This is a genomic window from Thermosynechococcus sp. Uc (assembly GCF_029335995.1).
GTDB lineage: Bacteria > Cyanobacteriota > Cyanobacteriia > Thermosynechococcales > Thermosynechococcaceae > Thermosynechococcus.
Window position 1 is genome coordinate 1 of record NZ_JARJMS020000037.1, and the last position, 16,372, is coordinate 16,372.

Annotated in this window: 24 protein-coding genes and 1 pseudogene; 13 read left to right on the forward strand and 12 right to left on the reverse strand. The window is 53.0% G+C overall.

Annotated elements, in window-relative coordinates; translation table 11 throughout:
- The 5 genes and pseudogenes from P3X23_RS04095 to murD form a co-directional block, all read right to left on the reverse strand.
- Positions 1–821 (reverse strand): annotated as a pseudogene (locus tag P3X23_RS04095) (5-methyltetrahydropteroyltriglutamate--homocysteine S-methyltransferase); the annotation flags it as partial.
- Positions 822–867: 46 nt separating this feature from the next.
- Positions 868–1,110 (reverse strand): DUF1838 family protein, encoded by a 243-nt coding sequence (locus P3X23_RS04100; RefSeq protein WP_300873410.1) that lies wholly within the window; start codon positions 1,108–1,110, stop codon positions 868–870.
- Between the two features lie 2 nt (positions 1,111–1,112).
- Positions 1,113–1,790 (reverse strand): hypothetical protein, encoded by a 678-nt coding sequence (locus tag P3X23_RS04105; RefSeq protein ID WP_300873412.1) that lies wholly within the window; start codon positions 1,788–1,790, stop codon positions 1,113–1,115.
- Positions 1,791–1,794: 4 nt separating this feature from the next.
- Positions 1,795–2,967: an AI-2E family transporter gene (locus P3X23_RS04110; RefSeq protein WP_300873414.1), complete on the reverse strand. Its 1,173-nt coding sequence runs from the start codon at positions 2,965–2,967 to the stop codon at positions 1,795–1,797.
- A complete protein-coding gene (gene murD / locus P3X23_RS04115) occupies positions 2,964–4,328 on the reverse strand; it encodes a UDP-N-acetylmuramoyl-L-alanine--D-glutamate ligase (protein WP_300873416.1) in 1,365 nt (454 codons plus the stop codon). Before murD ends, P3X23_RS04110 begins: the two co-directional genes overlap by 4 nt.
- A 151-nt stretch (positions 4,329–4,479) precedes the next feature.
- Between murD and P3X23_RS04120 the strand changes: the two genes are divergently transcribed.
- Complete coding sequence (locus P3X23_RS04120) at positions 4,480–4,914, forward strand: hypothetical protein (RefSeq protein ID WP_300873418.1); 435 nt, start codon at positions 4,480–4,482, stop codon at positions 4,912–4,914.
- 9 nt (positions 4,915–4,923) lie between these two features.
- On the opposite strand, the gene P3X23_RS04125 is transcribed toward P3X23_RS04120, so the two are convergent.
- The 7 genes from P3X23_RS04125 to tgt form a co-directional block, all read right to left on the reverse strand.
- Entirely contained in the window at positions 4,924–5,385 is a 462-nt protein-coding gene (locus P3X23_RS04125; RefSeq protein WP_300873420.1) for an SH3 domain-containing protein, read from the reverse strand.
- A gap of 3 nt (positions 5,386–5,388) precedes the next feature.
- A complete protein-coding gene (locus P3X23_RS04130; RefSeq protein ID WP_300873422.1) occupies positions 5,389–6,888 on the reverse strand; it encodes an AAA family ATPase in 1,500 nt (499 codons plus the stop codon).
- Complete coding sequence (locus tag P3X23_RS04135; protein WP_300873424.1) at positions 6,885–7,382, reverse strand: DUF177 domain-containing protein; 498 nt, start codon at positions 7,380–7,382, stop codon at positions 6,885–6,887. The genes P3X23_RS04130 and P3X23_RS04135 overlap by 4 nt, the downstream gene beginning before the upstream one ends.
- 1 nt (position 7,383) lies before the next feature.
- Positions 7,384–7,815 carry a BLUF domain-containing protein gene (locus tag P3X23_RS04140; RefSeq protein WP_300873426.1) on the reverse strand — a complete coding sequence of 144 codons (432 nt, stop codon included), beginning with the start codon at positions 7,813–7,815 and terminating at the stop codon, positions 7,384–7,386.
- A gap of 87 nt (positions 7,816–7,902) precedes the next feature.
- On the reverse strand, positions 7,903–8,745 hold the full coding sequence (locus P3X23_RS04145; protein WP_300873428.1) for a bifunctional 2-polyprenyl-6-hydroxyphenol methylase/3-demethylubiquinol 3-O-methyltransferase UbiG: 843 nt from the start codon (positions 8,743–8,745) through the stop codon (positions 7,903–7,905).
- A gap of 126 nt (positions 8,746–8,871) precedes the next feature.
- Positions 8,872–9,345, reverse strand: a complete 474-nt coding sequence (locus tag P3X23_RS04150; protein WP_300873430.1) for a DUF2752 domain-containing protein — start codon at positions 9,343–9,345, stop codon at positions 8,872–8,874.
- A complete protein-coding gene (tgt, locus tag P3X23_RS04155) occupies positions 9,329–10,471 on the reverse strand; it encodes a tRNA guanosine(34) transglycosylase Tgt (protein ID WP_300873432.1) in 1,143 nt (380 codons plus the stop codon). Before tgt ends, P3X23_RS04150 begins: the two co-directional genes overlap by 17 nt.
- Before the next feature lie 367 nt (positions 10,472–10,838).
- Here tgt and rplC point away from each other — a divergent pair, with 367 nt between their 5' ends.
- Genes rplC through rplX form a run of 12 tightly spaced genes read left to right on the forward strand, consistent with a single transcriptional unit; the run spans position 10,839 to position 16,372 of the window.
- The gene (gene rplC, locus P3X23_RS04160) at positions 10,839–11,477 is read left to right on the forward strand and encodes a 50S ribosomal protein L3 (RefSeq protein ID WP_300873434.1); all 639 of its coding nucleotides are present in this window, start codon (positions 10,839–10,841) and stop codon (positions 11,475–11,477) included.
- A 16-nt stretch (positions 11,478–11,493) separates the two neighbouring features.
- Positions 11,494–12,126, forward strand: a complete 633-nt coding sequence (gene rplD, locus P3X23_RS04165) for a 50S ribosomal protein L4 (RefSeq protein WP_300873436.1) — start codon at positions 11,494–11,496, stop codon at positions 12,124–12,126.
- Positions 12,119–12,421 carry a 50S ribosomal protein L23 gene (locus tag P3X23_RS04170; protein WP_300873438.1) on the forward strand — a complete coding sequence of 101 codons (303 nt, stop codon included), beginning with the start codon at positions 12,119–12,121 and terminating at the stop codon, positions 12,419–12,421. Before rplD ends, P3X23_RS04170 begins: the two co-directional genes overlap by 8 nt.
- Positions 12,422–12,432: 11 nt before the next feature.
- Entirely contained in the window at positions 12,433–13,299 is an 867-nt protein-coding gene (rplB, locus tag P3X23_RS04175) for a 50S ribosomal protein L2 (protein WP_300873440.1), read from the forward strand.
- A gap of 22 nt (positions 13,300–13,321) precedes the next feature.
- Complete coding sequence (gene rpsS, locus P3X23_RS04180; protein ID WP_011055940.1) at positions 13,322–13,600, forward strand: 30S ribosomal protein S19; 279 nt, start codon at positions 13,322–13,324, stop codon at positions 13,598–13,600.
- 30 nt (positions 13,601–13,630) lie between these two features.
- The gene (gene rplV / locus P3X23_RS04185) at positions 13,631–13,999 is read left to right on the forward strand and encodes a 50S ribosomal protein L22 (RefSeq protein ID WP_300873442.1); all 369 of its coding nucleotides are present in this window, start codon (positions 13,631–13,633) and stop codon (positions 13,997–13,999) included.
- A gap of 12 nt (positions 14,000–14,011) precedes the next feature.
- Positions 14,012–14,728 (forward strand): 30S ribosomal protein S3, encoded by a 717-nt coding sequence (rpsC, locus tag P3X23_RS04190; RefSeq protein ID WP_300873444.1) that lies wholly within the window; start codon positions 14,012–14,014, stop codon positions 14,726–14,728.
- Positions 14,729–14,743: 15 nt separating this feature from the next.
- Positions 14,744–15,175, forward strand: a complete 432-nt coding sequence (rplP, locus tag P3X23_RS04195) for a 50S ribosomal protein L16 (protein ID WP_300873446.1) — start codon at positions 14,744–14,746, stop codon at positions 15,173–15,175.
- Positions 15,176–15,177: 2 nt separating this feature from the next.
- Complete coding sequence (gene rpmC, locus P3X23_RS04200; RefSeq protein WP_300873448.1) at positions 15,178–15,390, forward strand: 50S ribosomal protein L29; 213 nt, start codon at positions 15,178–15,180, stop codon at positions 15,388–15,390.
- Positions 15,390–15,638: a 30S ribosomal protein S17 gene (rpsQ, locus tag P3X23_RS04205; RefSeq protein ID WP_011055945.1), complete on the forward strand. Its 249-nt coding sequence runs from the start codon at positions 15,390–15,392 to the stop codon at positions 15,636–15,638. Before rpmC ends, rpsQ begins: the two co-directional genes overlap by 1 nt.
- 12 nt (positions 15,639–15,650) lie before the next feature.
- A complete protein-coding gene (gene rplN / locus P3X23_RS04210; protein ID WP_024125569.1) occupies positions 15,651–16,019 on the forward strand; it encodes a 50S ribosomal protein L14 in 369 nt (122 codons plus the stop codon).
- Complete coding sequence (gene rplX / locus P3X23_RS04215) at positions 16,019–16,372, forward strand: 50S ribosomal protein L24 (RefSeq protein WP_300873452.1); 354 nt, start codon at positions 16,019–16,021, stop codon at positions 16,370–16,372. The genes rplN and rplX overlap by 1 nt, the downstream gene beginning before the upstream one ends.

Genomic DNA, 16,372 nt, shown 5'->3' on the forward strand with positions numbered 1-16,372 from the left:
GCATCAACATGGAGACCGTCGACCGGCAACTGGCAGGCCAGGCGCAGGTTGTCGGCCAAGGTACTGAAATAGGTCGTTAGCAGGATCTTGGGACGTTCCCCCGCAAGGTGGGTATAAACCCTCTCGAAGGCTTGGCGCCAGCCTTCCGGCAGGTCCAGTCCCAGGATGGGCTCATCCAACTGCACCCACTCCACCCCTTGGCCCTTCAGGCGGGCCAGAATCTCGCCATACACCGGCAGCAGGCGCTCCAGCAATGTGAGGCGATCGAACCCTTCACGCTTATCCTTGCCCAGCCAGAGGAAGGTCAAGGGGCCAATCAGTACGGCCTTGACCGGATGCCCTAAGGCTTGCGCCTCGGCGACCTGGTCGAACAGGCGCTCGCTGGCGAGCTTAAAGTGTGTTTCAGGTGTGAATTCAGGAACCAGGTAGTGGTAGTTGGTGTCGAACCACTTGGTCATTTCCAGTGCACGCCGGTCGCTATGATCGTGGTGGGGAGCACAGGATGAAGATTGGCTGTGCACCCCGCGCGCCATGATGAAATAGCGGGTGAGTTCGTCCTCTTCGGTAAAGCCGAAGCGCGCAGGTTCGCAGCCGAGGAGCTGAATGTGGTCAAGGACGTGATCGTAGAGGGCGAAGTCGCCGACCGTGACGAAGCTCAGTCCGGCCGCACGCTGGATATCCCAGTGGCGGGCGCGCAGCGTGCGGGCCATCTCATGCAGGGCGGCGGCGGGGGTTTCGTCCCGCCAGAAAGCCTCCAGCGCGAATTTGAGCTCGCGCTTAAGACCGATGCGGGGGAAGCCGAGGATATGGGTTGTTTTCATGGCAGCACTCCGTTAATGAATGTATGACATGATCCAGTGGGGTCATTTATGATTCAAGATAAAATGTCAATTCACGGGAGAGAAAAGACCACCCTCCCTCTGGATGGGGTAAACAGCGAGCAGCACTCATGCCCACAATGTTGAATAGATGACGGTGACGCTCTTGGGGAACAAAGCTGTACACGGCTCCCTGCCACGCGATAAACGTGGTCTTGCCCGTCAAATCCGCCCGCACCCGCACCCAATCGCGGGCACTCAAGTATTTTTGCACAAATTCAACGGCAGGCATGGCTACTCCACAGGAATATTGGCAGCTTGCAATTGCACATCCTGATTCGGATAGCTAGCAAGGCGCAGTGTCAAGGTTTTTGTATTACCAAGGAGGCTTTTGGGGATAAGAATCGTGCCTTTGACCAGATCACTGCCAGCGGGCAATTCCGTCGGTAGGCCTTCAGTAAAGGCGCTCAAAAGGGCGCCTTTGTCATTTTTGATTTCGAGGAAGGTGTAGATAAACTGCACCCCTTGGCTACTGTCGTTCTTCAAGCGAACGTGCAGGGCTAAATCTTGGTCAATAGTGTCCACCCGGCTAATTTCTAAGCGCACTCCCTTGTCTTCAGCCACAATAGGTAATGTCCGACTTGCCTCTGATTTTGTTGCTGACGGTTCATTAGAGCTGGTGGGGGCAGGCACAATCTCGCGATCGCCAGAACTTTGGGTCATTTCGTCAATGCGAGCCTTGGTTTGGGCAATGATCTGTGCTTCGTCAAGAATGGGCGATCGCCCCCCTTGGCTTTGATCATTAGCATTCACAGCACTGCCAAGGATGGGATTCACCACTGGCTGGGACACACTGCGCAATGACTCTCGCCCCAAATGGTAGCCAATCAAAGCCATAACTAGGGTAATGGCGGTTGTTGTACTGATTAAAACAAGGGAGGTAAGAATTCCGGGAGGAAGGGCACGCAGCATTTTTCTACTCCACTGAGGATGGCTTCATTGAGGAAGAAACAGGGGGTAAAGGGGGTGGATTATCGGGTAGGGCAACGGCGGTATCCACGTCCTCAGCATTGAGGCGCGATCGCACACTCACAAGGAAAGTTTTGATCACCACAGCAATCGGAACCGCAATCAGAACCCCCACCAAGCCCGAGGCCCGCGCCCCCGTAAGAATCGCTAAAAAGACCCACACCGGATTCAGACCCGTAAAGCTGCCAATAATGCGGGGAGCCACCACATTTTCAAGAAACTGCTGAAAGAGAAACGAAAATCCTGCCACTTTGAGGGAAAGCCAAACGTCCTGAAGTGCCACCAGTAAACTAATGGAAATAATTCCCACCGTCCCGCCAAAGGGCACCAAGGCCATCACGCCAATGATTACCCCAAAGAGTAAGCCATAGGGCACCTTCAAAAAGATAAAAATTGTGGTCAGGCCAATGCCCATACACAGTCCCAGCACCAATTGACCAATAAAATAGCTCTCAAAACTACGGCGAATGGTTTCTGAGACTGTGGGGCGCAGCGTATCGGGCAGCCAACTGAGCAACCCCTCCCAGAGTTCGTCACCGTGCTGAAGTAAATAGAAAGTGAGAACAACAGTCAAAATGAAATTAATCAGCACATCCACTACACTGCTCACCGTGCCCAAAATTAAATTTAGAGCCTCTCGCGCTAAGCTTTGTAGTTGATCCTTGAGCTTTTCCAGTAGTTGGTTGGCAAGGGCATCCACATCCACGGTGACCGGCAAATTGAGCGAATCCACCCACAGCCCAAATTCCAAGAGTCGGCGTTGGCTAGAGTTAAACCACTCTGGCAGGCGAGCAATGAGCTGCTGCGCCTGATTAAAGAGGTTGGGCACCACAACCAAACCAATGATAGCCATCAGTACCAGTGCCAACAGAAAGACTAAAATGGCTGACGGCCCACGCGGATTGCCCTGCTCCTCCATCCAGCGCACTGGATAGTTCAGCAAAAAGGCAAATAGAGACGCAAGAACAAGCACCGCAACCAAAGGCCCAAAGAACTTGAGAACAGTGGCAAATGCCCAAAAATTGAGCGTCAGGATAGGTCCTGCCAAGCCAATAATGAGAAACCGACTGGCAATAGAAAGGCGATTCCACCAGTGACCCGAGGCCGCAGATTGGCTCATAGCTCTAAGCACAGTTGACGAAAGTGATCACCGCGTTCTTCAAAATTCTGATATTGGTCAAAGCTGGCACAGGCAGGGGAAAAGAGTACAGTTTTGATTGGGTACTGGGTCACCAGTTTGGCGGCCGCTGCCACTGCCCGATCCAGTGTCTCCATGATCTCATAATTTGTAAAGCCGATGGCCTCTAGGCGCTGAGCAAACTGCGGTGCCGCTTCACCAATTAAGAGTACCCAAGCAGCTTTTTCCTGAATTAGGTTGAGCCAAGCGCGATCGTCCCCTTTTTTGGCCTGCCCACCGGCAATGAGAATCACAGGCCCGGTTACAGAACGCAGCCCAATTTCTGCGGCGTCATAATTGGTGGCCTTACTATCGTTGATCCACGCCACCTGTCGCCATTGGCAAATGCGCTCTAAGCGATGGGGCACACCGGCAAACCCCGCCACCGCCTTGGCAATGGTGTCCGCAGGGATACCCGCCAGATGGGCGGCTGCCACAGCTAAAAGAAAGTTTTGCTGATTGTGTTGACCCGGCATTTGCAAGACATGGGTGGGCAGCAGGGGTTGATCCTGAACCCACACTTGATCCTTAGCAATATAGAGACCCTGAGCCATCCCCTTGGGGAGGGCTGCCGCCCCTTGGGTAGTGATCCACCAAGCTGCGGGCCAGCGATTGACCATGTGCTGACGCAGGTAGGGATCGTCCCCATTAAGGATCACCTGTTTAGCACCGTTCATTAGGTGGGCTTTGGTTGCCACATAGGCCTCAAGGGTGCCGTGGCGTTCCAAGTGATCTGGAGTGAGGGTTGTCCAAAGGGCAAATTGGGGTTGTAAGGGGGGGCTGGACTCCAATTGATAGCTACTAATCTCAGCAATCACCCAATCAAGGGCGCTGGCGGTCAAAGCCACTTCGCAAATGCTATTGCCAATATTGCCACAGGCGGGAGCATTGTACCCTGCTGCTTGAAAAATGGCGGCAGTGAGTGCGGTGGTTGTTGTTTTGCCATTGGTGCCCGTAATACATACCCACGGCAGATGGGCGAGGGTCTGCCACGCAATTTCCACTTCTCCCCGAACAGGAATCCCCGCTTGGCGAGCAGCAACGAGGGCTGGTGAGGACCAAGGGACACCGGGACTAATGACAATTTCATTCGGTACACACAGCCCGACACTGGCAAGGGTTTGCAGATCAAAGTCGTAGTTGAGTTGAACAGAAATGCCTTCGGCTTCTAGGAGTTGCTGCTGGGATTGTAAAGCAGGAGTTTGGCGACTATCACTCACCTCCACTTGCCAGCCTTGACGTTTTAGTAAACGGGCGGCGGCGATGCCTGAGCGACCAAGACCAATCACATGAACAGTTGGCATAGTTAAGTGGGGTGAATCCAATCCAGCAGGTACAGACTCGGGGCAGCAGTCGCTAGAGTGGTCTTCTCAAGGTCAATAGAACCTAAGCGGCGATCGCTCCTGCTGCATATTACGTCTTAGACTCTATTATTGTCACATTGGGTAAAGAATAATGCTTAGTTTGCGCACAATTTGGCTCTGCGGTCTGCTGTTGACAGCCGGTGTCGGGGTCTTGTTTTTTAATGGTAGACCCGCGATCGCCCGCCGCCGTGAAGTGCCTAAAGTGGTGCGAGTCACCGATGTTCAATTGCAGAGCGAGAATATTGCGGGTGTCTGGTACCACCGCCTAACGGGGCGGGTGCGCAATGAGACGGCCACACCAGCACACAATGTCCAAATCTACTACGAAATCTATGACTCGACGAGCAAACGACTCCTCGAAGCAGGACTCACCCAGTTGCGCAATCGAGTAATTAATAGCGAGGGAGAGGCAGAGTTTCTAGCAACTCCGAATGCGGGCGGACGGGTGAAAATTACGTTGGTGGAATGGCTGAGTGGCGATCGCCAGTACCATTCGTTTCAGCAGATGCAGGAATTTTCCCAATAGCGGAGTGGCCTAGCGGGGTGTCTCACTCGATGGGGGGGATTCCGCCGTTGTTTCCTGCACACCAAAGGCCAGTACCCAGCCTTCAAGATTATTTTTAGTGCGAATCTTGAGCCATTCGCCATCCTCACTGCGCTCTAGGATTGTCACTACTTCATCAAAAGCCACACCCCCTAGGGTATTAGCCTCGCGACTGGGGCGATCGCGCAACCGCAAACCATCTCCATAAATAACCCGCCCTTCGGGCTGCATTGGCGGCGAGGGAGTAGGGCTGGGTTCGGGGGGAGGGCTAGTGGAATTTGGCACTGGTTCTACTGGGTCTGGGGAACTTTGTGCCTCAACATTAGGACGCGGCGGCAACCAGAGCAAGTTAAAGACAAACGGGGTAATGATGGCTGCGGCCACAAGGGCAATCAAGCTGAAACCCAAAAAGGTTCCCAAAAGCCATTGTAGTACGCGCACAACTGGTTTCATAATCTAACGCCCTGGGGGGGGAGACAGGATGCGTGAGGCAAACCGCGCTCGTCCAGAGGTCGCCCATTCCTGTAACTGCTGCACCTGTTCGCGAGCTGTCCGTGCCAGGGGGACAATTTCACTGGCTGCTTGGAGAAGATCTTCGGTGGTAAAGTCGCGATCTTGGCTAAAGGCAAGGTGCATTGCTTCAATGATACATTGCTCAATTTCAGCCCCAGAAAAGTCAATAGTTTCGTAGGCTAGGCGCTCTAGATCGTAGTTGTGCAGGCGATCGCGTCGCACCCGACTGAGGTGCACTTCAAAAATTGCTCGCCGCTCATCCACATTGGGCAGCCCCACAAAAAAGATTTCATCAAAGCGCCCCTTACGCAGCAATTCTGGAGGCAACACTTGAACGTTATTCGCCGTCGCCACCACAAAAACGGCGGAGGTTTTCTCAGCCAGCCAAGTGATAATTGTGCCAAAAACGCGGCTACTGGTACCGCCGTCCCCCCGACCATCAATGCCCGCAAAGGCTTTATCCATCTCATCAATCCAGAGAACGCAGGGGGCTAGGGCTTCGGCAATTTGAATCATCTCACGAGTACGTGCTTCGGATTCACCCACAAGGCCGCCAAAGAGCCGCCCCACATCCAATCGCAGCAGGGGCAAGTGCCATTGATGGGCGATCGCCTTCGCCGTTAAAGACTTCCCTGTTCCTTGAATCCCCACCAGCAGCACCCCACGGGGATAGGGTAGCCCATAGCGCCGTGCCCGCTCCGAAAAGGCACCGCCGCGCCGCAGCAACCATTCCTTGAGGTTATCCAGACCGCCAATGTCAGCAATTGTTTCCTGAGTGGGATAAAACTCGAGAATCTGGGTTTGCCGCAGGATCTGCCGTTTTTCCTCCAAGATCAGATCCACATGGCTGTTGTCTAGCCTACTGTGAAGCGCCACAATGCGGCCAATCACGCGGCGAATTCGCTCAAGAGTCAAGCCCTGACAGGCTCGAACTAGTTCATCGAGAATGGGTTCTGAGGGAACACTGCCAAGGCTTTGGCAGAGCTTCACGAGTTCAAAACGAATTTCCTCCCGTTGCGGCAAGGGGAACTCGACAACAGTAATCACATCCCGCAGTTCTGGGGGCAACTGCACTGTCGGTGCAAGTAGGATTAGGTTTTTGGGTTGGGACTTGAGCTGCCGTGCTAGGTTGCGCAGTTTGCGGGAGACGGCCACATCCTCAATAAAGCGATGAAAATCCCGCAGCAGAATCATTGCCGCTGCCGCTGGCGGTAGTTTTTCAACAAATTCAAGGGCACTGAGGGGATTGCGCTTGGCCGCCCCCACATCATTGGGATTGCCTTGATAGCCCTCGACAAAGTCCCAAATGTAGATGGGGCGCTGATTCAGGCGATCGCTAATCGTGTGCAGTGTCGCCTCAAGGCGTTCTTCCTCCGTTGTGGCCACATACAACAGGGGATAGCGTGCCCGCAACAACAGTTCAAGGTCAGACTGAGCATTCACGGCGATGGTTCCGAACGCTCCAGAGCCGCTTGGAGTTGCACCAACATTGCCCAGCGGCGATCAATGGGAGTTTCCGCAGGAGGAGGGGGGTGAATACCGCCACAATTGGGATCGCAGTACTTGGGGTAGGGCAGGGCAAGGCACAGTTGCTGGTAGAGCCAGTCTGCCAGATCAAGGCGCCCTGTGGCGGGTAAGGTTTCCACCAGATCATCGTCGGGCTGACTGGCTGGGGTTTCCGCTAGCCAAATCAGTTCAGTGGTCGTACACTCAAGACGGTGGTTATAGTACTGCAAACAGCGATCGCAACAAAGAGTAACGATTGTCTGCACATCGGCATGCAGTTCTAAGTAGGTATGGCGGTGACTAGCGGTTACAATTCCCTGAATGGGAGTGAGTGTTGGCAACTCAGAAAAGTGGATATCTACCCGCCACTCATAGGTCTGGGCGGGTAGCCGCAGCAATTCTGGAATAGCTAGCCAGTGGGCAGGAGTCACGCTAGGTTCCTTGAGTCATTTGATAGATCTCTTTCAGGAAATGGAAACACTGTTCAGCCGTCATGGAGGTGGGCTGAAAGGTTGCCGCTGGAGAGTATTTTAACCGCAGTCGCCGAACGGCATCACTGTCCATTTCGCCCAATTGCACTAGGCGCATGGACCAGTTGACAAAAGTTCGCTCTTCAATTGCCCTAAATTCAATCAGTTCGGCACTGTGGTGGCGCGGATCTTTGAGGATGCGAGCATAGGTTTCACTCACTTTCTGGCGATCGCCCTCCAGGGTTTGCAGAAACATTCCATTGCCGTAGCATAGGATTCCCGTAATGCCATCGCGCACATTGTTCACCTCTGACTTGGCCATGATGTCCCGCAGGTCTGGGTAGGATAGACCATCTGTGGCACAACTAAGATAGAGCAGGCGATGTAGTCTCATGGCTTTTCGGTTCTCAATCAAACACAACCAAATTTTACTATCCCATGAAAAGGAACATTGCTAAAGACAGCTTTTGGGATCACTAGGTTAACTTTCGCGAACCCCCCTGACCACCGCGCCAGTGCCAGCACTCGACTTTACAAATCCAGCAAACGCAACCTTGGCACCGTTACGTTCAAACATTGCAGCCACATCTTCTATCCTTTGAGGATTATCATACTCTGGGAAGAACATATCAAAAGTATCTAAAATTGCCCATTCACGGCGCTTTTGCTTATCAACAGTACTAGGAATTGTTCGTAGATCAACAATTGGTAAAAATCGAGTGAGTACACCTAGTTTAGCCTTCACTAAAAAATCAAATATAGTGATTAAACTATCTATATTTTTTTCAAGAATATTCAAAAGGGTTTCGTGCGACATCTTTTTTGTTAAAGGTCTCAAAAGATATTTTGCGTGTATCTTTGTCCAAAAGCCTTTAATCGGATAGAAATCAACCACAATCTCAGCACCGATTTTTGCGTATTTAATGAGACTTTTTACAGATGCTTCAAAGTCAGGTGTATGTTGTAGGACACCAAAGCAAAACACCTTATCAAAAGAGGCTTTAGGTAAAGGAATTTGATAGATACTAGCCTGAAATAGATGTAATCTTCCACCCGCAATATCGGAATTGTTTTGCCAATTTGCTTCAACTGCTTCTGAATAATCAAAACTCCAAAGATAAGCAGAGGTTTTTTCGAGGATGACTCGCGTAAATCTACCTGCACCAGAACCCGCTTCTAGAATACTTTTGCCGGCCAGCTCCTCAGGCCTCCAGTTTGTTGTTGCAAAGAATCGAGTTTCAGACTGTTTTTGATCTGTATCATCCATTTGTGTTTTTGAGAACTTCTTCCATTGCAGACCAAAACTTTGGGTATAGTTTTGCATTGAATCAACAGGAATATGATTGACAATTGGATAAACAGAACCGCTCTCACTATAGTACGCAGTATCATCCTTGCTGAGTGGTGCTTTCGTTTTGGGATCAACGTAAGGAATGGAGATAGTTATTCATTAATTCCTCAAAAGGAGGTTGTTTAGGGGATTGATATAAAATTCACCTGTTTGGAATAGGCTGTACAACCGCAGGGCATAGTAGCCCAGATAAATGACCCCCAGCCACCACCAGCTTTGAATGCGGCTATTGAAGGAGTGAAAGGGGGTGTGTCGCAAGCGACGGCCGGTTTTCAGTTCTAGACCCATTAAAACAGCAGCCCCTGCAAATGCCAAAAATAGGACAGGACCAAACAGGTGCATGCGCAGGGCATTTTCAAAGTCGCCGCGGGCGATCGCCATAAAAGAGCGAGTCAGGCCACACCCTGGACAGGGAATGCCCGTTATTGCCCGAAAGGGACAGATTAAAAAAGGAGGGGTTCCGCTGTGGTTAAACAGGGCTGCGCCCACTAACGGCGCTGTGGTCAGTCCCAAAAAGCCCCAGCGGCTCAGGCGTTCCTGCTTGGATAAAACGGCATCAGAGAAACGCAGCATCGGTTTCCTCGTTTTCAGCTTGCGCCAACAATCGCTGCTCCCATTCTGCCGCAAAGGCTGCAAATCGCTCCTCTAAAATCGCTTGCCGTGCTGCTTGGGTAAAGCGAATGAGTTCAGTCACATTGTGGATAGAGAGCAAGGTATAGGCGAGGAGCTCCTTGGCACGCACAAGGTGGCTCAGGTAGGCACGGCTAAAGGTGGTGCAGGTGTAGCAGGGACAGGTGGCATCCAACGGTGCGTAGTCGCGGCGAAAGCGGGCATTTTTGAGATTCCAGCGCTGCCCTTGAACAATGGCGCAGCCATGGCGGGCTAGTCGGGTAGGAATAACGCAGTCAAAGAGATCGACACCGGCGGCGATCGCTCGCAACATTTCTAAGTGGGTGCCTACCCCCATCAAATAGCGCGGCTTGTGAGCCGGCAAGAGGGGAGCTGTCACCGCCACTATCTCATGCATGGCCCAGTTGGGTTCGCCAACACTGACACCACCAATGGCATAGCCCGGCAGGTCGTAGGGCACCATCGCCTCGGCACATTCTCGCCGTAGGTCGGCATAGATACCCCCTTGAACAATAGCAAAGAGGGCTTGATCAGAGCGTTTTTTGGCGGCAATACAGCGCTCCAACCAATAGAGCGTGCGTTGAGTGGCTTGGATCACTGCCTCACGGCTAGCGGGGTAGGGGGGACACTCATCAAAGGCCATAATTACATCTGCCCCCAAAGCCTCTTGGATGGCGATCGCCCGCTCCGGCGACAATTCAATGAGCTGGCCATCGTGGGGCGAACGAAAGACCACCCCCTGATCGGAAACTTGCCGCATTTCACTGAGGCTAAAGACCTGAAAGCCCCCTGAATCTGTGAGAATAGGCCCTGACCAGCCCATAAAACGGTGCAGCCCCCCCGCTGCGGCCACAATGTCCTCCCCCGGCTGTAGATGCAAGTGGTATGTATTGGCCAACACCATTTGCGCACCCGCCGCCTTGAGGTGCTCTGGGGTGAGAGTTTTCACATTGGCCAAAGTGCCCACGGGCATAAAACGCGGCGTTGCCACTGTGCCATGGGGCGTGTGAAACAGACCTGCCCGTGCTTGAGTATGGGCACATTCCCGCTGGCGGATAAATTCAAACACGCTGGTGGATCCCCAAGAAGGCGTAAAAAATGTTACCAAATGCCTAGACAAACCCACAATCACTGATCTATGATTAGAACTTGTGACCAAAAACGGATACTGAGGGGGCGCGATCGCCGCAACCCCCTTAAGTCCATGGTTCCACTGATCCAGAGGTGGCAGCGTGTTCGCAACCTGCAATCATAGCCTTGCCATCTTTACCTGCGCCTGTCCTTGATCAATGATCGATGCGCCCTGAGCGTCATCGTCTTGACCGTGTAACTGCTGGGTCAATCCACCATTCCTGACTGTAGGAATCTGCTGAAGTGTGGCCTAGAGGCTACCCTTTACTGTTTTGTTGTGATTCGTATTTTTAAGGAACGCGATCGTGACAGTTGGTATTTTAGGGACAAAGTTGGGCATGACCCAAATCTTTGACGAGGCGGGTCGATCTGTCCCCATTACGGTGGTACAAGCGGGGCCGTGTCCGATCACACAAATTAAAACCCCCCAAACCGACGGCTACACGGCGATTCAAGTCGCCTATGGCGAAGTGCGGGAGAAGAACCTAACCCGACCGGAACGGGGTCACCTCAACAAATCACAAACGCCCCCCATGCGCCATCTGCGGGAGTTTCGCCTTGAAGATGCCTCTGCCTACCAATTGGGACAGACCATTACCGTTGACATTTTTAGTCCAGGACAGCTAGTGGATGTCCACGGCACGAGCATTGGTCGAGGTTTTGCCGGCTATCAAAAACGTCATAATTTCAAGCGCGGCCCAATGGCCCACGGCTCCAAAAACCACCGCCTGCCCGGTTCCACTGGGGCAGGCACAAGCCCAGGTCGTGTCTTTCCCGGTAAGCGGATGGCAGGTCGCATGGGCAATACGGCTGTTACTATTCGCAAGTTGCAGGTGGTGCGCGTTGATGCTGAGCGCAATTTAATCCTGATTAAAGGGGCACTACCGGGTAAGCCGGGAGCCTTAGTGAGTATTACCCCCGCCAAAGTTGTTGGTCGCAAATAAGGGCTGGAGAATAATTATGGTTGCATGTGTAGTTAAAGACTGGCAGGGCGCCGTCAGCGGTGAAGCCACCCTTGAGCTGGCAACAGCAAAACCTGAAACCGCCAGTCATATTGTTCATCGTGCCCTTGTGCGACAGTTGGCCAATGCCCGTCAGGGAACCGTTTCCACCAAAACCCGTGCGGAGGTGCGCGGTGGCGGTCGCAAGCCTTGGCGGCAAAAGGGAACAGGACGTGCCCGCGCCGGTTCTATTCGTTCTCCCCTTTGGCGGGGTGGCGGTGTCATCTTTGGTCCTAAGCCCCGGGACTATAGCCAGAAAATGAATCGTAAGGAGCGGCGGCTTGCCCTGCGCACAGCTCTGATGAGCCGAGTTGAAGACTTGATTGTGGTTCAGGACTTTGCCGATCATTTGCCGCGTCCAAAAACGAAGGAATTGGTGACGGCTCTGCAACGCTGGGGCATTGAACCCGAGCAAAAAGTGCTGCTACTGGTAGAAGACGTTAGCGAAATGGTGGCACTCTCGGCACGAAATGTGCCCACCTTAAAGCTGCTGCGTGCCGATCAGTTGAATGTTTTTGATTTACTCTATGCCGATCGCATTGTTGCCACCACTGGCGCGATCGCCAAAATTCAGGAGGTGTACGGTGACTAGAGTCCAACCCCGCGCCCTTGCGGATCTCATCAAGCGCCCCATCATTACAGAAAAGGCCACAGTTTTACTGGAAAACAATCAATACAGCTTCGATGTAGATCGGCGCGCCACTAAGCCGCAAATCAAGGCCGCTATTGAGGAACTTTTTAATGTCAAAGTCACGGCGGTAAATACCTATCATCTGCCTCCTAAAAAGCGCCGCGTGGGTCGTTTTGTGGGTCATCGGCCTCGTTACAAGCGGGCGATTGTCACCCTTGCTCCCGACAGCAAGATCGTTCTTTTCCCCGAAGTTTAACGGAGTAGATCATGGGCATTCGTGTTTACCGACCCTATACCCCCGGCGTTCGCCAAAAAACCGTTTCTGACTTTGCGGAAATCACTACCGACAAGCCTGAAAAGTCGCTGACCCGTGGTTTCAAGCGCGACAAAGGTCGCAACAATCGTGGCGTGATTACCAGTCGGCGGCGCGGTGGCGGCCACAAACGTCGCTATCGAATTATTGATTTTCGCCGCAGCAGCAAACTCAATATTCCTGCCAAAGTGGCAACAGTGGAGTACGATCCCAACCGCAATGCCCGCATTGCCCTGCTCCACTATCGCGATGGTGAGAAACGCTACATCATTCATCCTCGGGGCTTAGCACCTGGCACAGAAATTGTTGCCAGTCCCGATGCCCCCATCGAAGTGGGTAATTCCCTGCCCTTGGGCAAAATTCCACTTGGGACTAGCGTTCACAATGTAGAAATTACCCCCGGTCGTGGTGCGCAAATGGTGCGCGCCGCTGGTGCCATGGCACAAGTGGTGGCCAAAGAAGGGGATATGGTGACCCTCAAGCTGCCCTCGGGTGAAGTGCGGCTCTTCCGTAAGGAGTGCTACGCCACTATCGGTCAAGTGGGGAATGTTGAAGCAAACAACATCAGCTTGGGGAAAGCGGGTCGTAACCGCTGGAAAGGTCGTCGTCCGAAGGTGCGCGGTTCAGTCATGAACCCTGTGGATCACCCCCACGGTGGGGGTGAAGGGCGTGCCCCCATTGGTCGTCCAGGACCTGTTACTCCTTGGGGCAAACCCACCCTTGGCTACAAAACTCGCAAGAAGAAAAAACTCAGCGATGCTCTCATTGTGCGCCGTCGCAAGAAATCTTCTAAGCGGGGTCGCGGTGGTCGTCAGTCTTAGGTTTTTGCGGAGAAGTTAGGTTATGGGACGTTCATTAAAAAAAGGCCCTTTTGTGGCAGATCATCTCTTACGCAAGATTGAAGCCCTCAATGAGCGCAATGCCAAAGAAGTGATCAAAACGTGGTCGCGCGCCTCAACGATTGTGCCGGAAATGATTGGCCATACGATTGCTGTCCACAACGGTAAGCAGCACGTGCCTGTGTACATCACTGAGCAGATGGTGGGTCACAAATTAGGGGAATTCGCTCCCACCCGCAACTTCCGCAGTCATGTTAAGGGCGATAAAAAAGCCCGCCATTAATTCTCTTGTTCGCGTCTGGGATAGCTGTTTATGGTTTCTACCTCTGTTCCTACTGCCCGTGCCTGCGCCAAGTATGTCCGCATGTCACCCCACAAGGTGCGGCGAGTACTGGATCAACTGCGGGGTCGCACTTACCGCGATGCCCTGATTATGCTGCGCTTTATGCCCTATCGTGCCTGTGAGCCGATTACGAAGGTCTTGCGATCAGCGGCGGCCAATGCCAGCCACAATTTGGGCTTAGATCCCGCCACCTTGGTCATTAGTCAAGCCTATGCCGATCAAGGGCCTTGTCTCAAGCGGTTCCGCCCCCGCGCCCAAGGCCGCGCTTACCAAATTCGCAAGCCCACCTGCCACATCACCATTGCTGTGGCGCCCCAAAACACTGCTGACGAATCGTAGAAGGATACCACTGTGGGACAGAAGATTCACCCAATTGGCTTTCGCCTCGGCATTACCCAAGAACATCGCTCCTGCTGGTACGCCGATAGCGATCGCTATCCGGAGCTATTGCAGGAGGATCACCGCATTCGCACATTTATCAACAAGCAACTGGCTAACGCCGGCATTGCTGAAGTGCGCATCGAGCGCAAAGCGGATCAAGTAGAACTGCAAATTCGCACCGCCCGTCCCGGCGTGGTCGTTGGTAAAGGCGGCCAAGGCATTGAGGAACTGCGCAAGCAACTGCGGCAGATGCTCCCTAGTAATCGCACGATTAAAGTCAACGTGGTGGAAGTTAACCGCGTGGATGCTGAGGCCAGTCTCTTGGCAGAATATATTACCCAGCAACTAGAGCGGCGGGTGGCCTTCCGACGAGCCGTGCGCCAAGCGATTCAGCGGGCACAGCGAGCGGGAATTGAGGGCATTAAAGTCCAAGTGGCGGGTCGCCTGAATGGGGCAGAGATTGCCCGCACTGAATGGACACGGGAAGGGCGAGTCCCCTTGCATACCCTGCGGGCAGACATTGACTATGCCTACCGCACAGCGCGCACCATCTACGGCATTTTGGGCGTGAAGGTGTGGATCTTCAAAGGTGAAGTACTCCCAGGACAAGCCGAGGCACTAACACGGGAACCCCATCGCCGCAGTCCTCAACGCCGCCTACCTCAATTTGAAAATCGCTCTAACTAAGTAGGGAAGCCAGCGATGTTAAGTCCAAAGCGTACAAAATTTCGCAAACAGCAGCGGGGTCGTATGACGGGGGTTGCTAGTCGTGGCAACTCCATCCACTTTGGCGACTATGCCCTGCAAGCCCTTGAACCCGCTTGGATCACCTCACGACAAATTGAAGCAGGCCGTCGCGCCATGACCCGCTACATCCGTCGGGGTGGCAAAATCTGGATTCGCATTTTCCCCGATAAGCCTGTGACGATGCGGCCGGCGGAAACACGAATGGGGTCAGGGAAAGGATCGCCGGAGTACTGGGTTGCGGTGGTTAAGCCCGGTCGCATTATGTATGAAATTGGCGGTGTACCGGAGGACATTGCCCGTGAAGCGATGCGTCTTGCCGCCTACAAAATGCCAATCAAGACCCGTTTTCTGGTGCGCAATCAAGAAGAGGAACAACAGGAGGGTTAAAGATGGCACTGACGAAAATGAAAGATCTACGGGAACTCAGTGATCAAGAGGTGAGCGATCGCATTGTGGCAATTAAAAAGGAACTCTTTGATCTGCGCTTCAAAAAAGCTACCCGCCAAGCGGTCAAACCTCATCAATTTAAGCATCTGCGCCATGAGTTGGCACAGCTTTTAACCCTTGAGAATGAACGTCGCCGCAGTGGAGGCCAAAGCTAATGGCAGTTAAAGAACGTGTTGGCGTTGTCGTCAGCGACAAAATGCAAAAAACCGTCGTCGTTGCCGTCGAAAACCGCGCCCCCCATCCCAAGTACGGCAAAATTGTCGTCAAAACCCGCCGCTACAAAGCCCATGATGAAAACAACGAAGCTAAAGTGGGCGATCGCGTGCGTATTCGGGAAACCCGTCCCCTGAGTCGCACCAAGCGTTGGGTCATTGCCGAGATTCTCAGTCCTCGCACTGCCTAAGGAGAGCCAGCCATGATTCAACAGGAAACCTATCTCAATGTTGCCGACAATAGTGGCGCTAAGAAACTCCTCTGTATTCGCGTCTTGGGTGGCGGTAACCGTCGCTACGGCAGTGTGGGTGATGTAATCATTGCCACCGTCAAAGACGCCACCCCGAATATGGCAGTGAAAAAATCCGACGTCGTTCGTGCTGTGATTGTGCGTACCCGCAAAACCATTCGTCGCGAAAGTGGCATGAGCATTCGCTTTGACGACAATGCCGCTGTCTTGATTAACCAAGATGGCAACCCTCGCGGTACCCGTGTCTTTGGTCCCGTTGCTCGGGAACTGCGGGATAAAAACTTCACGAAAATTGTTTCATTGGCACCGGAGGTACTCTAATGGCGGCCAAGAAAGCAAACAAAAAGCCTGTGCGCTATCGCATGCACGTAAAAAAGGGAGACATAGTTCAAGTAATTGCCGGCAGTGACAAAGCTAAAGTGGGTGAAGTCCTCGCCGTTTTCCCCAAGACCAGTCAGGTGATTGTCAAAGGGGTGAACCTGAAAACAAAGCACGTCAAGCCGCGTGCAGAAGGAGAATCAGGGCAAATTATCACCAAAGAGGCGCCGATCCACAGCTGCAAGGTGATGCTCTACTCCACCAAGCAAAACGTTGCCAGCCGCATTTGCTACACCTACACCGAAGATGGTCGTAAGGTACGGATGCTCAAAAAAACTGGCGAGATCATTGACTAG

Bases quoted from the DNA above. Each gene is read 5' to 3' on its own strand.
- rpsQ (WP_011055945.1), top strand. From the start codon at position 15,390: ATGGCAGTTAAAGAACGTGTTGGCGTTGTCGTCAGCGACAAAATGCAA.
- P3X23_RS04140 (WP_300873426.1), bottom strand. From the start codon at position 7,815: ATGAGACTACATCGCCTGCTCTATCTTAGTTGTGCCACAGATGGTCTA.
- rplB (WP_300873440.1), top strand. From the start codon at position 12,433: ATGGGCATTCGTGTTTACCGACCCTATACCCCCGGCGTTCGCCAAAAA.
- rpmC (WP_300873448.1), top strand. From the start codon at position 15,178: ATGGCACTGACGAAAATGAAAGATCTACGGGAACTCAGTGATCAAGAG.
- P3X23_RS04110 (WP_300873414.1), bottom strand. From the start codon at position 2,967: ATGAGCCAATCTGCGGCCTCGGGTCACTGGTGGAATCGCCTTTCTATT.
- murD (WP_300873416.1), bottom strand. From the start codon at position 4,328: ATGCCAACTGTTCATGTGATTGGTCTTGGTCGCTCAGGCATCGCCGCC.
- rplP (WP_300873446.1), top strand. From the start codon at position 14,744: ATGTTAAGTCCAAAGCGTACAAAATTTCGCAAACAGCAGCGGGGTCGT.
- rpsS (WP_011055940.1), top strand. From the start codon at position 13,322: ATGGGACGTTCATTAAAAAAAGGCCCTTTTGTGGCAGATCATCTCTTA.
- P3X23_RS04125 (WP_300873420.1), bottom strand. From the start codon at position 5,385: ATGAAACCAGTTGTGCGCGTACTACAATGGCTTTTGGGAACCTTTTTG.
- P3X23_RS04100 (WP_300873410.1), bottom strand. From the start codon at position 1,110: ATGCCTGCCGTTGAATTTGTGCAAAAATACTTGAGTGCCCGCGATTGG.
- P3X23_RS04120 (WP_300873418.1), top strand. From the start codon at position 4,480: ATGCTTAGTTTGCGCACAATTTGGCTCTGCGGTCTGCTGTTGACAGCC.
- rplN (WP_024125569.1), top strand. From the start codon at position 15,651: ATGATTCAACAGGAAACCTATCTCAATGTTGCCGACAATAGTGGCGCT.
- P3X23_RS04150 (WP_300873430.1), bottom strand. From the start codon at position 9,345: ATGCTGCGTTTCTCTGATGCCGTTTTATCCAAGCAGGAACGCCTGAGC.
- rplV (WP_300873442.1), top strand. From the start codon at position 13,631: ATGGTTTCTACCTCTGTTCCTACTGCCCGTGCCTGCGCCAAGTATGTC.
- P3X23_RS04105 (WP_300873412.1), bottom strand. From the start codon at position 1,790: ATGCTGCGTGCCCTTCCTCCCGGAATTCTTACCTCCCTTGTTTTAATC.
- rplX (WP_300873452.1), top strand. From the start codon at position 16,019: ATGGCGGCCAAGAAAGCAAACAAAAAGCCTGTGCGCTATCGCATGCAC.
- rplD (WP_300873436.1), top strand. From the start codon at position 11,494: ATGGTTGCATGTGTAGTTAAAGACTGGCAGGGCGCCGTCAGCGGTGAA.
- P3X23_RS04145 (WP_300873428.1), bottom strand. From the start codon at position 8,745: ATGCAAAACTATACCCAAAGTTTTGGTCTGCAATGGAAGAAGTTCTCA.